Here is a 14826-nt window from a genome sequence, read left to right on the forward strand (position 1 = left end):
GGTCAATCCTTGTGGATCGGTTCCGCCGTGAACATCCCGCCCTGATAGACACTTTGCGGCGCATCGGCGGGCGGACAGGGTGCTGCCGCCTCGATCTCGGCGCGGAAGGTTTCCGAATTGTCCTTGGGCCGCCAGCCGATCAGCTTGGCGGTTTCGGTGTCCCACCAGCGCAAGTCGTTGTCGGACACGCCCCAGATCACCGGACAGCCCAGCATCGGCACACGGAACACACATTCGATCAACGAAATGAAATCATCCGGCGACATCCACGTTGCCAGCATCCGCCGGTCGCGCGGCTTTTCAAAACATGACCCGATGCGGATCATCGCCGTCTCTTGTCCGAACTTGGAATGATACATCGACGCCATCGCTTCGCCAAAGCATTTGGACACGCCGTACAGCCCGTCGGGCTTTACCGGATCACTGACGCTTAGAACCTGATCCTGCCGGTAATAGCCGATGGTGTGGTTCGAGGTGGCAAAGAAAATACGCGGCATCCCGTGCGCCCGCGCCGCTTCATACAGGTTGTAGACACCCGTGATATTGCCGCGCTGGATAAGGTCCCAGGACCGTTCCACCGACACCCCTCCCAGATGCAGGATGGCGTCGCAATCCTTGACCAGATCGTAAACGGCAGCTTCATCTCCCAGATCGCAGGGCACGACCTCTTCGTTCGCGCCGGCGGGCTCCATGTCGGAAATGTCCGACAGGCGCAGCACATCGGCCATATGGCCCAGACGCGCACGCGCCAGTTTGCCCAGGTTTCCAGCGGCGCCGGTGATCAGCAATCGTTTCATAGAATCCTCTTTATTTCAGCAGGTTCGGCAGGGTCATCGAAAAGGCGGGCACATAGGTGACCAGCATCAGCGCAAACAGGATCGCAAGGTAAAAGGGCCAGATCGCCTTGACCGCCTCCTCGATCCTGATGCCGCCGACCACACAGCCGACGAACAGACAGGCCCCGACGGGCGGTGTACACAGCCCCAGACCAAGGTTCATCATCATGATAACGCCGAACTGCACAGGGTCCATGTCGATGCCAACAACCACGGGCAGAAAGATCGGGGTGCAGATCAGGATCAGCGCCGCCATGTCCATAATCATGCCCAGAACCAGCAGCGTCAGGTTCAGCAGCAGCAAGATCACGATGGGATTGTCCGACAGCGAGGTTACAAAGGTCGCGAGATTGTCGGGCACGCGGTACAGCGCCAGCAAATAGGCAAAGGACGACGCGGTCGCCACCAGCATCATCACCAGCGCCGTGGTGCGCACCGAATTGACGACAGCAGCCTTGAACCCCTCCCATGTAAGCTCGCGATAGACAAAGATGGTGACAGCCAGCGCCCAGATGGCCCCAAAGGCACCGGATTCGGTCACCGTCATCACCCCAGACAACACGCCACCCACGATAATCACCGCCGTCAGCAGGCCCGGAATGGCTACAACAAAGTTGATGAACAAGGTGGACCAGCCGGGAAATTCCTCGGACGGGTAGCCGCGTTTGACGGCAATCCACCAGGCCACGATGCCCAGACACAGGCACATCAGAATGCCCGGAATGACCCCCGCCAAAAACAGCTGCGACACCGACACACCGCCACCCGCCGCCACCGCGAACAGGATCATGTTGTGCGACGGTGGGATCACCACCCCCGCAACCGACGACGTGACGGTGACATTGACGGCATAATCAGCGTCATAGCCTTTTTCCTTCATCACCGGCATCAGGATCGCACCCAGGGCCGAGGTGTCGGCCACGGCAGACCCCGAAATGCCGCCGAACAGCATGGACGAGGCGACGTTGACCACCCCCAACCCGCCACGCGATTTGCCCACGGCGCTGGCAGCCAGCCGCACCAGACGCCCTGCGATGCCGCCCTGCATCATCAGATCACCGGCAAAGATGAAAAACGGGATGGCCAGTAATGAAAACACCGAAATGCCCGACAGGATGCGCTGGAAGCCGATGAACAGCGGCAGGCCTTCGTACAGAAACCCCGCAACCGTCGCCAGCCCAAGGGCAAAGGCCACCGGCATCCCTGCAATCAGGCCAAAGGCAAAGATGCCAAAAAGAAGTGCAAGGCCCATTTAACGCTCCGTGGGGTCAATGCCGCGTGCAAGATCGGCAAGATGTGCAAGGGAAAACAAAATGCTGAGAATGCCGCAGATCATCATCGGAATGGCCCGCCAGCCTTCGGCGATGCCCAGCATCGGGATACGACGGCGCCATGTCTTTTCGGCCAGATCATAGCCTTGCGTGGTCAGGTAATAGCCGAAAACAATCACCCCGATGACCGCAATCCAGCGCAGCGGGACACGGATTGGACGGGGCATCATCTCGCGCAGGAAATCAACCGACAGGTGGGATTTGCTCCACACACCCGCCGCGCCGCCCAGAAAGGTGATCCAGACCACCAGCAACAGGGCCGCCTGTTCCACCCATGTCGGCGTGTCGTTCAGAACGTAGCGCCCGAAGACCAGCCAGCCAAAGATGGCAATCAGAAAGACCAGCTGCGCGCCGGCAACAATCATGCAGATGTGGGCAATGGTGTCGAGAATACGGGTCATCGGACCGCGAGGACCGTGAGTGGTGGGCAGAACTGTCATGGTGGCCTCCGCTGAGACGAAAAAACCCCGATCCGCTGTGCGGACCGGGGGGATTTTCAGGCTGGTGTCAGTCGGTCGACTGAATATCCGTAATCAGCGTTTCAAGGTCAGGGTTCGCCTTGATAAAGCCGTCATAGACGGGGCCCATCGCATCCTGGAACGCCTTGGGATCCTTGACTTCGTTGATCGCAACGCCTGCCGCTTCCACCTTGGCACGGCTGGCCTTTTCACGCTCGGCCCACAGGACCCGCTGTTCCTTGGCGGCGGTCACGGCAGCGGCTTTCACGATGTCCTTGTCTGCATCCGAAAGCGCGTCCCATGCGGCGGTCGAAACACACAGACATTCGGGAATGATCAGGTGGTTGGTGATCGAATAATACTTGGCCACTTCAAAATGGTTCGAACTGTCGAACGAGGGATAGTTGTTTTCGGCCCCGTCGATCACGCCGGTTTTCAGCGACTGGTAGACTTCGCCATAGGCCATCGGGGTGGCGTTGCCGCCCAACTGATCAACCATGTTCACATAAAGATCGTTGTTCATCACGCGGAACTTCATGCCTGTGACGTCGGCCGGTGTTTCGATGGGGTGTTTGGTGTTGTAGAACGACCGCGACCCGCTGTCGAACCACGACAGGGCCACCAGACCCTCGGCGGCAAGCGCATCCGAGAAACGCTGACCGATTTCGCCGTCCATGACGGTGTGCATCTGATCCACGTCGCGGAAGATAAACGGCAGCGACAACACGTTGGTTGCCGGAACAATCTGGCCCATCGGCCCCATGTTAAAGTTGGCAAAATCCAGACCGCCGTTGCGCACCTGTTCAATCGCATCAGGTTGGTCGCCCAGAACCGCATTGTGATAGACGGTGGGGCTGATCCGGCCTTCGGTCTTGTCGGTGACTTCCCTGGCGAAAGTTTCCAGCGCGATCGAGTTCGGATAGTCTTCGGGGTGAATGTTCCAGCCGCGCCATTCATCTGCCATCGCCGGAGCGGCGATGAGGGCAGCGAATGCGCCGGACAGCACGATACGGGTAAAAGTCATGTAAAATCCTCCCAGATTTATTGAACGGTCTTGGCCGCCGATGTGCCGATGTATGAAGAAACATATGAGAGGTTGTCAACACATATGATGAATTTAGGCGAGATTTGACAACTCTGCCGAAATACCGCTTTAGTTCCAGGCAAAAGGATTCACGCAATGGCTAACATTCCAACAGGTAAAACCACCCTCGCCCGCCGTACGCCCCCGCGTGCGCGCGGTAATATGGTGGCCGAGGTTGTCGTACAGCTGCGCGAACAGATTGCGCGCGGCGCCTTTGCCGTTGGCGACAAGCTGCCATCAGAAGCGCGGCTGACCGATGCGTTTTCCGTGTCACGCACCGTGATCCGCGAAGCCATCGCCACCCTGCGCGCCGACGGGTTGGTCGAACCACGACAGGGCGCGGGCGTTTTTGTTCTGGAACCCGCAAGCCCGGAAACCCGCCCGTTTCAGGTGGTAGATGTCGACAAGATTTCTTCGATTATTGAGGTGCTTGAGCTGAGAACGGCCGTGGAAATGGAAGCCGCGGCATTGGCCGCCGTGCGCCGTTCACCCGCGCAGGAAGAAGAGATTTACGAGGCCGAAGCCCAGATTCGCGCCCTTGCCCAAAAAGGTGAAGCCACAACCGAGGCCGATTTCCGCTTTCACCGCGCCGTGGCGCTGGCCACCAACAATCCGCGCTTTGTCGAGTTTCTGGACGTCATGGGGCCGACGGTAATTCCGCGGTCGAATCTTGAGGCCGACGGGCGGCAGCGCAGTTCGGACAGCTATATCGCCCTGATTTCAGCCGAACATCGCGCCATTGCCGATGCCGTCGCCCAGGGCGACGGCGAAGCTGCGCGCGAAGCTGTGCGCCACCACCTGCGCGGAAGCCAGCAACGGTACCGCAGCCTTTTGCGGGACTCGTCAAAATAGATCATACAAGTTGTTGACATACATCAGTCAGGTCAGATACCCCTGACAAAAATCACAACACCGGAGCATCCTATGAACCCGAATGATCTGAAAGCGTCCCTCGGTTCGGGACTGTTGTCCTTTCCCGTGACACCCTTTGGCGTCGATGGCGCATTCAACCGCCCCGTCTACGAAGACCACATCAACTGGCTGTCGCAATACCCTGCGGCCACGCTGTTTGCCGCTGGTGGCACCGGTGAATTCTTCTCGCTCAAACCGTCGGAAATCCCCGAGATCGTCACCGCGGCCAAAGCGGCGTCAGGGTCGATCCCGATTGTTGCGGGCTGCGGCTATGGCACAGAAATTGCGGTGGATATCGCGCAGGCGGCGGAAAAGGCCGGGGCCGACGGCATCCTGCTGATCCCCCACTATCTGATCGACGCCCCGCAAGAGGGGCTTTACGCGCACGTCAAACGGGTCTGCCAATCCATCGGCATTGGCGTAATGGTCTACAACCGCGACAATTCGATCCTGCACCCCGACACGCTGGCGCGGCTGTGCGACGAATGCCCCAACCTGATCGGGTTCAAGGACGGGTCGGGCGACATCGGGCTGGTGCGTCAGGTCACCGCCAAGATGGGCGACCGGTTGATGTACCTGGGTGGCATGCCCACCGCCGAACTGTTCGCAGAGGCCTATCTGGGCGCAGGTTTCACCACCTATTCGTCGGCTGTCTTCAACTTTGTCCCCGGTCTTGCGATTGAATTCTACGACGCTCTTCGGGCCGGCAACCGAGACCGCTGCACGGCGATCCTGAACGATTTCTTCTATCCCTTCATGGAAATCCGCAACCGCAGCAAGGGTTACGCCGTTTCCGCCATCAAGGCCGGCGTGCGCCTGCAAGGCTTCGATACGGGGCCGGTGCGTTCGCCGCTGACTGACCTGACCGCGGACGAAATGGCCATGATGGAACGCCTGATCGGAACCCACAAACGATGAAGATTACAGCCGTTCGCACCCACCTGCTGGAACATCGCCTTGAGACCGCCTTTGAAAGCGCGTCGATGCGCTTTGACCGGCGCCAGCATCTGCTGGTCGAGGTCATCTGCGAAGATGGCACGACAGGCTGGGGCGAATGTCTGGGGCCTGCACGCGCCAACCGCGCGGTGGTTGAAACCTATGCAAACTGGCTGGTGGGGATGGACCCGCTGGAAACCGAAAAGATCTGGGCCGTACTGTACAACGCGTTGCGCGATCAGGGGCAGCGCGGACTGGCGGTAACGGCATTGTCCGGCATCGACGTTGCCCTGTGGGATATCAAGGGCAAGCATTTCGGCGTGCCGGTCTCGACCCTGCTGGGCGGGCGGTTTCGCGACACGGTCAGGGCCTATGCCACTGGCGGGTTCAAGCGCGACGGTGTGGATCGTGTGACAGACAACGCCGAAGAGGCCGCGCGCCACCGCGCTGCGGGTTTTCACGCGATGAAAATCAAGATCGGCTTTGGGTTCCAGGAAGATCTGGCCGTGATCCGTGCCGTGCGCGACGCGATGGGCGGCGACATGCGGCTGATGATCGACGGCAACCACGGCTACGACACAGTCGAAGCCATCAAGGTGGGCCGCGCCGCTGCCGCCTGTGATATCGACTGGTTCGAAGAGCCGGTCACCCCCGAACACCTGTCTGCCTATCGCGAGCTGCGCAAAATGCAGCCGATCCCGGTCGCGGGCGGCGAAACGTGGCACAGCCGCTGGGGCATGCGCGAACCCGTGGAAACGCGTTGTGTCGATATCCTGCAACCCGACCTGTGTGGCTGCGGCGGCTTTACCGAGATGAAGCGCATTGCCGATCTGGCAGCCTTGCACAACATTCGCGTCGTGCCGCATGTCTGGGGCACAGCGGTGCAAATTGCCGCGTCGTTGCAATTCATGGCGGCAATGGTGCCAAATCCGGTGCGTCTGAACCCGATCGAGCCGATCCTTGAGTTTGACCGCACCGAAAACCCGTTCCGCCAGGCGGTGATTACCGCCCCGATCGAACACAGCAACGGCATCGTCACCATTCCCGACGGCCCTGGTCTGGGGATCGAGATCAACCGCGCCGCCCTGACCGAGTTTGCCGCAGGAGACGACACATGATTGATCGCAAACTGTCGGGCGAAAAACCTGCAATAGCCTTGCCTAAAGGTGCCATAGACACGCAAAGCCACATGTATCTGCCCGGCTTTCCGGCGCTGCCGGGTGGACCGGCGAACCCTGTTGACCCTTTGCCGACGCCGGACATGTATCTGGCGATGGCCAACTGGCTGGGCATCGACCGCGTGGTCATCACCCAAGGCAATGCGCAACAGCGCGACAATGCCAACCTGATCGCCTGTGTGTCACAGCTGGGCGACATGGCGCGCGGTGTTGCGGTGATTGATGCGCAAACCGCTGACGCCGAAATGCGCGCCCTGTCTGACGCAGGCATCGTTGGCGCGCGGATCATGGATTTGCCCGGCGGCGCGGTCGGGCTGGACTCACTTGAGGCAGTCGACGCCATGGCCGCCGCCCACGGCTGGATGCTGGCCGTGCAGTTTAACGGTTCGGACATTCTGGAACACGAAAGCCGGTTGGCCGCGCTGAAAAGCCGGTGGACTCTGGACCATCACGGCAAATTCTTTCGCGGCGCCACACCGGATGGCCCCGAAATGGCCTGTATCAAACGTCTGATCGACGGCGGACGCTGTTGGTACAAACTGGCCGGTTGCTACGAAAGCTCCAAAGTCGGCGCGCCCGATTTTACTGACATCGCCGCGATGACACGCGCCGTCGCCAACCACGCGCCAGATCGGTTGATCTGGGGAACGAACTGGCCGCACAATCTGGCCAGGACCACCACAGAATACCCCGATGACGGGGCGCTTCTGGACGTGGTTCTGGGCTGGGTGCCAGAGGCGGATCGCGCCAAGGTTCTGGTATCCACCCCAGAAACCCTGTTCGGTTTCCCGCCGCTCGGTTAATACCTGTCTCAAAAGCAGTGGCGCGCCTCAGATGTGCGCCACCATGCCCTTGGACATCCGGCTGCGCCTGCGCGATTGCTGTCTCACGGTCACCCGCCCCCTACACCACACGCACCATGTCGGCATGTCTGATGTGCAATGAAGCGGCATCATCTGCCGTGTGCACGGCCACGGCTTCGACCCCGAGGGCCGTCAATTCCATAATTTTTGTAACAGCAACTAAATCAGCTTGAAAATAAACGGCCACTTAGGCGTTGCGTGCTGGCGCGCATTGCTCAAGCCTGTGCGCACCGATCTGTTCGTCAGATTGTTCCAACGCGATGACAGGGCTTTCCAGACCATGGAACGGCCCGGTGCAGCTTTGCCGTCCCTCGGAGGAGGGGGCGGCCGGCTTTGTACTGTCGACGCGCAGCACACCATTCGGTCGGGAGGACCAGTACCATGTCGAACCACGCACTCTCAGAGGTTCTGTCGCACGAGCACAGCGAAAGCCACGCGACAGACGTCAACTATATGCCGCCCCTGTTCGAAGCGATCCCGCTGGGCATCCAGCACGTTCTGGCGATGTTTGTCGGCAACGTCACCCCGCCGTTGATCATCGCCTATGCCATCGACGCGCCGGCGGCGACAACGGTGTTTCTGGTGCAGGCGGCGATGTTTGTGGCAGGCATTGCAACCCTTGTGCAGACGCTGGGACTGGGGCCGGTCGGGGCAAAGGTTCCGATCGTTATGGGCACCAGCTTCGGGTTTCTGCCGATCCTTGTTCCTATTGCCCAGAACAACGGGCTGCCTGCCGTTTTGGGCGCGTGTTTCTGTGGTGGCATAGCTATGGCAATTGTCGGCTATTTTATCCGTCACGTCCGGTTTCTGTTTCCCCCCGTGGTCACCGGCACTTTTGTTCTGTTGATCGGCCTGATCCTGTTACCGACCGGTTTTGCCTATGTCGGCGGCGGTTTTGGCGCCGAGGATTTCGGCGCGACCCGCCACCTGTTGCTGGCCTTTGTCGTGTTCTGCGTCACACTGGGCATCAACCAGTTCGCCAAGGGGTTCTTGTCTGAAATGGGCGTGCTGATTGGCATCATCGTCGGGTATCTGATCGCAATTCCGATGGGGCTGATCGATTTTTCCAGCGTCGGTGAGGCCGATTGGGCCGCTCTGCCGCATCCGTTCAAGATCGGACTTGAGTTTGTGCCAACCGCAATCTTTGGCGTTGTGGTGATGTCGATTGTGACCAGCGCTGAGTCCATCGGTGATATTGCGGGTACGGTGATTGGCGGGGCCAACCGCGAACCCACATCCAAGGAACTGTCTGGCGGGGTAATGGCAGACGGGCTGGCCAGCAGCTTTGCGGCCATCTTCAACGCCTTCCCGCAGATCAGTTTCAGCCAGAACGTCGGGCTGGTGGCCCTGACCGGCGTGGCCAGCCGTTATGTCGTCGCCATCGGCGGCGGGTTCCTTGTGTTTGCAGGGCTGTTCCCCAAGGTCGGCGCCTTTGTTACCACCATTCCGGCTGCGGTGCTGGGCGGCGCGGTTGTCATCATGTTCGGCATGATTGCCGCTGCGGGAGTCAGGATGCTGTCACTGGTCACCCTCAACAAACGCAACATGTTGATTATTGGCGTGTCGGTTGCCTTTGCCATCGGTCTGCGCGGTCAGCCCTCGCTGTACGAACACTACTCTGTCGAAATCAAGGCAATGCTGGAATCCGGCTTGATACCCGGCACCGTTGTTTCGATGGCGCTGAACCTGCTGCTGCCGGGGCGCGAAGTGGTAGATCATGGCGACCAGGCCGTCGGGCAGACCACATGAACCGCACCTCAACACTGTCAAGAAATGGCTGACCATGACCACATTGCTTATCAAAAACGCCCACCTTCTTGCGACGCTTGACGACACACGCCGCGAGATACCGGACGGCGGGATGTTCATCCGCGACAATGTCATCGAACAGGTCGGCCCCACAGCCGACCTGCCCGAGACAGCCGACAGCGTCTATGACATGGCCGGACATGTGGTGTTGCCGGGCCTGATCAACACCCATCACCATATGTACCAAAGCCTGACGCGGGCTGTTCCCGCAGCACAGGATGCGGAACTGTTTGGCTGGCTCAAGACACTGTACCCGCTCTGGGCGCGGCTGACTCCCGAGATGATCCGCATTTCGACCCTGACCGCGATGACCGAATTGCTGCTGTCGGGCTGCACCACCTCCAGCGACCATCTGTATGTTTTTCCCAACGGGTGCAGGCTGGACGACAGCATCGAAGCGGCAACCGAGATTGGAATGCGCTTTCACGCCTGTCGCGGCAGTATGAGCGTGGGGGAAAGCAAGGGCGGGTTGCCGCCCGACAGTCTGGTGGAAAACGAACCGGACATTCTGGCCGACACACAGCGTTTGATCGAAGACTATCACGACGCCGACCGCCATGCGATGCTGCGCATCGCCGCCGCCCCCTGTTCGCCGTTTTCGGTCAGTCAGGGGCTGATGCGCGACACGGGCGAACTGGCCCGTACCTACGGTGTCGGACTGCACACGCATCTGGCAGAAAACACCAACGACCTTGCCTACAGCCGCGAAAAATTCGGCATGACCCCGGCCGAATATGTCGAAAACCTTGGATGGGTCGGCACGGATGTTTGGCACGCCCATTGCGTGCAGCTTGACCAGCCCGGCATCGACCTGTTCGCCCGCACCGGCACCGGCGTGGCACATTGCCCCTGTTCAAACATGCGCCTTGCTTCTGGCATCGCGCCGATCCGCAAGATGATCGACGCCGGGGTGACTGTTGGGCTGGGAGTCGACGGCTGCGCCTCGAACGACGGGGCGCATATGCTGGGAGAAGCGCGGCAGGCGATGTTGTTGCAGCGCGTGGGTTTCGGACCTGCGGCCCTGTCAGCCCGTCAGGCGCTGGAACTGGCCACACGCGGTGGTGCCAGCGTGCTGGGTCGCGACGACATCGGGTCACTTGCCGTCGGCAAATCGGCTGACTTTATCGCGTTCAACCTGAACGAGGTGGAATTTGCCGGCGCCCACAGCGACCCGTTGGCCGCAATGGTGTTCTGCGCTCCTGCCAAGGTCGATTACAGCTTTATCAACGGCAAACTGATTGTTGAAAACGGGCGCATCACCCGCATGGACATCCCTGCCATCCTGCGGCGTCACAATGAACTGGCCGCCGATCTGCTGCGGGGTGAAGCCGCCTGAAACAACGAAGCCACGCGACTGGCGTGGCTTCGTCTCATTCACAGCGCACAAGGCATGCCCTCAGGCCGCTTACAGACCGGCGAAATGAAACGCCTTGGTCTCAAGGTATTCCTCGATCCCTTCCTGCGCGCCCTCGCGCCCCAGACCGGAGGCTTTGACGCCGCCAAATGGGGCCTCTGCATGGCTGACCACACCGGTGTTCAACCCGACCAGACCCGCCTCCAACGCCTCGCCGAACCGGAAGGCGCGTGCCATATCGGTGGTGTAGAAATAGGCCGCCAGACCAAAGGGCGTGCCATTGGCCAGCGCCAGCGCCTCGGCCTCGGTGTCAAACCGGAACACCGGCGCAACGGGGCCAAAGGTTTCCTCCTCGGCAAGCTGCATGTCCACCGTCGCCCCCGACAGCACCACCGGATCGGCAAATTGCGCCGGCAAATCGCGCTGTTTGGTGGCACGCACCGCGCCCTTGGCCAGCGCATCCGCCACATGGGCGTTGATTTTGGTGATGGCGCTGGCGTTGATCATCGGGCCAATGGCAATGCCCTTGTCTGTGCCGGGACCAACCGTCAGCGCATCGACCCGCGCCGCCAATGCGGCGACAAAGGCATCGTGAATGCTGGATTGCACCAGAATGCGGTTGGCGCAGACACAGGTCTGACCGCCATTGCGGAATTTCGACAGCATCGCGCCTTCGACAGCGGCATCCAGATCGGCATCGTCAAAGACGATGAACGGCGCGTTGCCGCCCAGTTCCAGCGACATTTTCTTGAGCGTCGGCGCGCATTGCCCCGCCAGCAGCGCGCCCACGCGGGTCGAGCCGGTAAACGACAGCTTGCGTACCACGGGGCTGGCGGTCAGCGTTTCGCCAATCACTTCGGGTCGGCCTGTCAGAATGTTCAGCACCCCCTTGGGAATGCCCGCCCGTTCGGCCAGAACGCCAAGCGCCAGCGCCGAATAGGGGGTGAAGTCCGACGGCTTGATGACCATCGTACACCCCGCCGCAAGGCCGGGGGCCACCTTGCGGGTGATCATCGCATTGGGGAAGTTCCACGGCGTAATGATGGCACAGACACCCACCGGCTCTTTCATTGCAAAAATCTTTTTGCCTGCCACTGGCGAGGGGATGATATGCCCGTTGATCCGCCGTGCCTCTTCCGCGAACCAGCGCACAAAGGACGCGCCATAGACGATTTCGCCACGCGCCTCGTCCAGCGGCTTGCCCTGCTCGGCGGTCAGGATCATCGCAAGGTCGTCGGCGTGGTCCAGCATCAGCTGATACCAGCGCATCAGAATATCGGCACGTTCGATATTGGTGCGTGTCTTCCAGCCTTTCATTGCCACCTCGGCGGCGTCGATGGCGGCGGTGGTTTCATCCGCCGTGCAGTCGGGCATATGGCCAATTGCGCTGCCTGTGGCAGGATCAATCACCGGCATATCGGCGCGGGCAATCCAGATGCCGTCAATCAGCGCCGCCTCGCGCAGCAGGTCGGGATCGGCCAGACGCGCGCGCAGATCGGTGGATGGTGTGGTGTGAATGGTCATGCTGTGCCCCCAAGTGCAGCAACAACAGCTGCCGTAATCTCATCGGTAGAGTTCTGACCGGGACGGGTGCCAATCCCCTGTGCGGTCGCCGTTTCGATAGCCTCCAGCACAGCGGCAGCGGCTTCGCCCTCGCCCAGATGCTCCAGCATCTGCGCCCCCGACCAGATCGCGGCAATCGGGTTGGCAATGTTCTTGCCCGCAATATCCGGTGCCGACCCGTGCACCGGTTCAAACATCGACGGCGCGCTGCGGTCGGGACAGATATTGGCCGAAGCGGCAAAGCCCAGCCCCCCCTGAATGGCAGCACCCAGATCGGTCAGGATGTCGCCAAACAGGTTCGAGGCGACAACCACGTCCAGATCCTGCGGGTTCATCACCATCTTGGCCGCCATGGCGTCGATATGCATGTGGCTGACCGTCACCTCGGGGTATTCAGCGGCCAGTTCGCGCGTGACCTCGTCCCAGAACACCATCGAATATTTCTGTGCGTTCGACTTGGTGACCGACGTCAGATGCTTGCGCCGCGCCTGTGCCTGTTCGAACCCATAGCGCAGGATACGTTCGACACCTTGGCGGGTGAAAATTGACGTCTCGACCGCCACTTCGTTGTCGCGGCCCTGATGCACACGCCCGCCGGCACCGGAATATTCACCTTCGGTGTTTTCGCGGATACACAGGATGTCGAAACCTTCCGCCTTCAGCGGTCCTTCGACACCGGCCAGCAACCTGTGGGGCCGGATGTTGGCATATTGGTCGAACGCCTTGCGGATCGGCAGCAACAGACCATGCAGCGACACCGCATCGGGCACCGTTTCGGGCCAGCCCACCGCCCCCAGAAAAATCGCATCAAAGCCGCGCAGCGTTTCAATGCCATCATCCGGCATCATCGCACCCGTTCTGGCGTAGAATTCGCAAGACCACGGGAATGTCTGCGTTTCCAATGCAAAGCCAAAGCGCCGGGCGGCGGCATTCATCACCTCCATGGCGGCGTCGGTGACATCAACGCCAATGCCATCACCGGGGATCAAAGCAAGATTATATGTGGTCATATCCGTTTCCTTGGTCTTCACAGGTCGATCAGAACCGATTTTGTTCGGCGGTTGGCGGCATAGGCCTCGCGGCCCAGATCCTTGCCCAAACCGCTGGATTTCCACCCGCCCGTGGGCAGGATGTGATCGGTCGAGCGGCCATAGCGGTTCACCCAAACGGTCCCCGCCTCGATCCGGCGGGTCAGACGCAGGGCGCGGCTGAGGTCGCGGGTAAACAGGCCCGCGCACAACCCATAGGTCGGATGGCCGGCAAGAGCCATGGCTTCGTCATCGGTATCGAAAGTTTGAAAGGTAGCTACCGGTCCAAAAATCTCTTCGCGCAGGGCGGGGCTGGTGTCGGTCACGCCGGCCACCAGCGTCGGCTGATAATAACTGCCTTCGTGGTCAAAACGCGCACCGCCGCACAGCACCTCGCCGCCCTGATGCACCGCAGCCCTGACAATGCTGTCGATCCGCTCCAACTGCTTTTCGGAAATGATCGGGGAATAGCCCGCCGTGACCGCAAGGGTGTGCGCCGGACGGTGGCGGCCAAAGCGTTCCCTGACCTTTTCCGCCAGCGCGTCGGCGATGGCGCGCGCCACGATCAGACGCGAGCCTGCCACGCAAACCTGACCGGCATTCGAGGTAATCCCGCGATCAATACAGTCTGCCGCCAGATCCAGATCGGCATCGGCGCAGACGATCACCGGGCTCTTGCCCCCCAGCTCAAGCGTCATCGGCTTGATACCCGTGCGCGCGATGTTTTCCATGATCGCAGCCCCCGCGCGCGTCGATCCGGTGAACGACACCTTGTCAATCCCCGCATGTCCGGTGATCGCGGCACCCGTGACGGGTCCGTCGCCCAGAACCACGTTGATCAGCCCCGCCGGAAGCCCGGCGCGCACCGACAGTTCGGCCATATACAGGGTCGAATAAGGCGTCATTTCCGATGGTTTGATCACCACCGCATTGCCCGCCGCCAGTGCCGGCCCCAGCTTCCAGCCCGCCATGGAAATCGGGAAATTCCACGGGGTGATGGCCCCGACCACACCGTAAGGTTCATCCGAGATATAGCCGAAACTGCTGTCCGCTACGGGGGCCAGCGCACCGCCTTCCTTGTCCGCGAACTCTGCAAAAAAACGGATCTGTTCGGCGGTGATGCGTATGTCGCCTTCATGCACCTGCCAGTAGGGGCGCGACGAGCACACCGCTTCAAGCATGGCCAGCGTTTCGGCCTCGGCTTCGATCAGATCGGCCCATGCACACAGCGCCCGCAACCGCTCGCGCGGGGCAATACCGCCCCAGTTTGACGCGGCCAGCGCAGCACGCGCAGCCTTTACCGCACGGTCTACGGTCGCGGCGTCAGCAATGGGGATCTCGCCCAGTACCTGACCCGTCGAAGGCGACAGAACCGCAATCTGTCCGTCGCCGGCGACATGCTCGCCGCCGATAAAATGGCTGTTGGGCAAAGCGATGCGGTCGGGTTCAACGGCAAAGATCATGTGTCACCTTA

13 protein-coding genes are annotated in these 14826 nt (G+C 60.8%); 6 read left to right on the forward strand and 7 right to left on the reverse strand.

Annotation, left to right across the window (positions count from 1 at the left end; all coding sequences use genetic code 11):
* Positions 1-2: 2 nt before the first annotated feature.
* The 4 genes from DSM107133_RS20900 to DSM107133_RS20915 form a co-directional block, all read right to left on the reverse strand.
* A complete protein-coding gene (locus DSM107133_RS20900; protein WP_114293795.1) occupies positions 3-797 on the reverse strand; it encodes an NAD(P)-dependent oxidoreductase in 795 nt (264 codons plus the stop codon).
* A gap of 10 nt (positions 798-807) precedes the next feature.
* A complete protein-coding gene (locus DSM107133_RS20905; RefSeq protein ID WP_114293794.1) occupies positions 808-2088 on the reverse strand; it encodes a TRAP transporter large permease in 1281 nt (426 codons plus the stop codon).
* Positions 2089-2607, reverse strand: a complete 519-nt coding sequence (locus DSM107133_RS20910; RefSeq protein ID WP_114293793.1) for a TRAP transporter small permease — start codon at positions 2605-2607, stop codon at positions 2089-2091.
* A 67-nt stretch (positions 2608-2674) separates the two neighbouring features.
* Positions 2675-3649: a TRAP transporter substrate-binding protein gene (locus DSM107133_RS20915; RefSeq protein ID WP_114293792.1), complete on the reverse strand. Its 975-nt coding sequence runs from the start codon at positions 3647-3649 to the stop codon at positions 2675-2677.
* A gap of 156 nt (positions 3650-3805) precedes the next feature.
* Between DSM107133_RS20915 and DSM107133_RS20920 the strand changes: the two genes are divergently transcribed.
* The 6 genes from DSM107133_RS20920 (at position 3806) to DSM107133_RS20945 (ending at position 10743) form a co-directional block, all read left to right on the forward strand.
* On the forward strand, positions 3806-4561 hold the full coding sequence (locus tag DSM107133_RS20920) for a FadR/GntR family transcriptional regulator (RefSeq protein ID WP_114293791.1): 756 nt from the start codon (positions 3806-3808) through the stop codon (positions 4559-4561).
* A gap of 72 nt (positions 4562-4633) precedes the next feature.
* Positions 4634-5539 (forward strand): 5-dehydro-4-deoxyglucarate dehydratase, encoded by a 906-nt coding sequence (gene kdgD, locus DSM107133_RS20925; protein ID WP_114293790.1) that lies wholly within the window; start codon positions 4634-4636, stop codon positions 5537-5539.
* Positions 5536-6675 (forward strand): mandelate racemase/muconate lactonizing enzyme family protein, encoded by a 1140-nt coding sequence (locus DSM107133_RS20930; RefSeq protein WP_114293789.1) that lies wholly within the window; start codon positions 5536-5538, stop codon positions 6673-6675. The genes kdgD and DSM107133_RS20930 overlap by 4 nt, the downstream gene beginning before the upstream one ends.
* Positions 6672-7538 carry an amidohydrolase family protein gene (locus tag DSM107133_RS20935; RefSeq protein ID WP_114293788.1) on the forward strand — a complete coding sequence of 289 codons (867 nt, stop codon included), beginning with the start codon at positions 6672-6674 and terminating at the stop codon, positions 7536-7538. Before DSM107133_RS20930 ends, DSM107133_RS20935 begins: the two co-directional genes overlap by 4 nt.
* Positions 7539-7979: 441 nt before the next feature.
* Positions 7980-9347, forward strand: coding sequence for a nucleobase:cation symporter-2 family protein (locus DSM107133_RS20940; RefSeq protein ID WP_114293787.1), 1368 nt, complete (start codon positions 7980-7982; stop codon positions 9345-9347).
* Positions 9348-9381: 34 nt separating this feature from the next.
* Positions 9382-10743: an 8-oxoguanine deaminase gene (locus DSM107133_RS20945; RefSeq protein ID WP_114293786.1), complete on the forward strand. Its 1362-nt coding sequence runs from the start codon at positions 9382-9384 to the stop codon at positions 10741-10743.
* Positions 10744-10812: 69 nt separating this feature from the next.
* On the opposite strand, the gene DSM107133_RS20950 is transcribed toward DSM107133_RS20945, so the two are convergent.
* From DSM107133_RS20950 to DSM107133_RS20960, 3 genes are read right to left on the reverse strand one after another with little or no spacing between them, the layout of a single operon-like run.
* A complete protein-coding gene (locus DSM107133_RS20950; RefSeq protein WP_114293785.1) occupies positions 10813-12285 on the reverse strand; it encodes an NAD-dependent succinate-semialdehyde dehydrogenase in 1473 nt (490 codons plus the stop codon).
* Positions 12282-13334: a tartrate dehydrogenase gene (locus DSM107133_RS20955; protein ID WP_114293784.1), complete on the reverse strand. Its 1053-nt coding sequence runs from the start codon at positions 13332-13334 to the stop codon at positions 12282-12284. Before DSM107133_RS20955 ends, DSM107133_RS20950 begins: the two co-directional genes overlap by 4 nt.
* A gap of 17 nt (positions 13335-13351) precedes the next feature.
* Positions 13352-14815, reverse strand: a complete 1464-nt coding sequence (locus DSM107133_RS20960; protein WP_114293783.1) for an aldehyde dehydrogenase family protein — start codon at positions 14813-14815, stop codon at positions 13352-13354.
* Positions 14816-14826: the final 11 nt, after the last annotated feature.

This window comes from Pseudosulfitobacter sp. DSM 107133 (assembly GCF_022788695.1).
In the GTDB taxonomy this organism is placed as follows: domain Bacteria; phylum Pseudomonadota; class Alphaproteobacteria; order Rhodobacterales; family Rhodobacteraceae; genus Pseudosulfitobacter.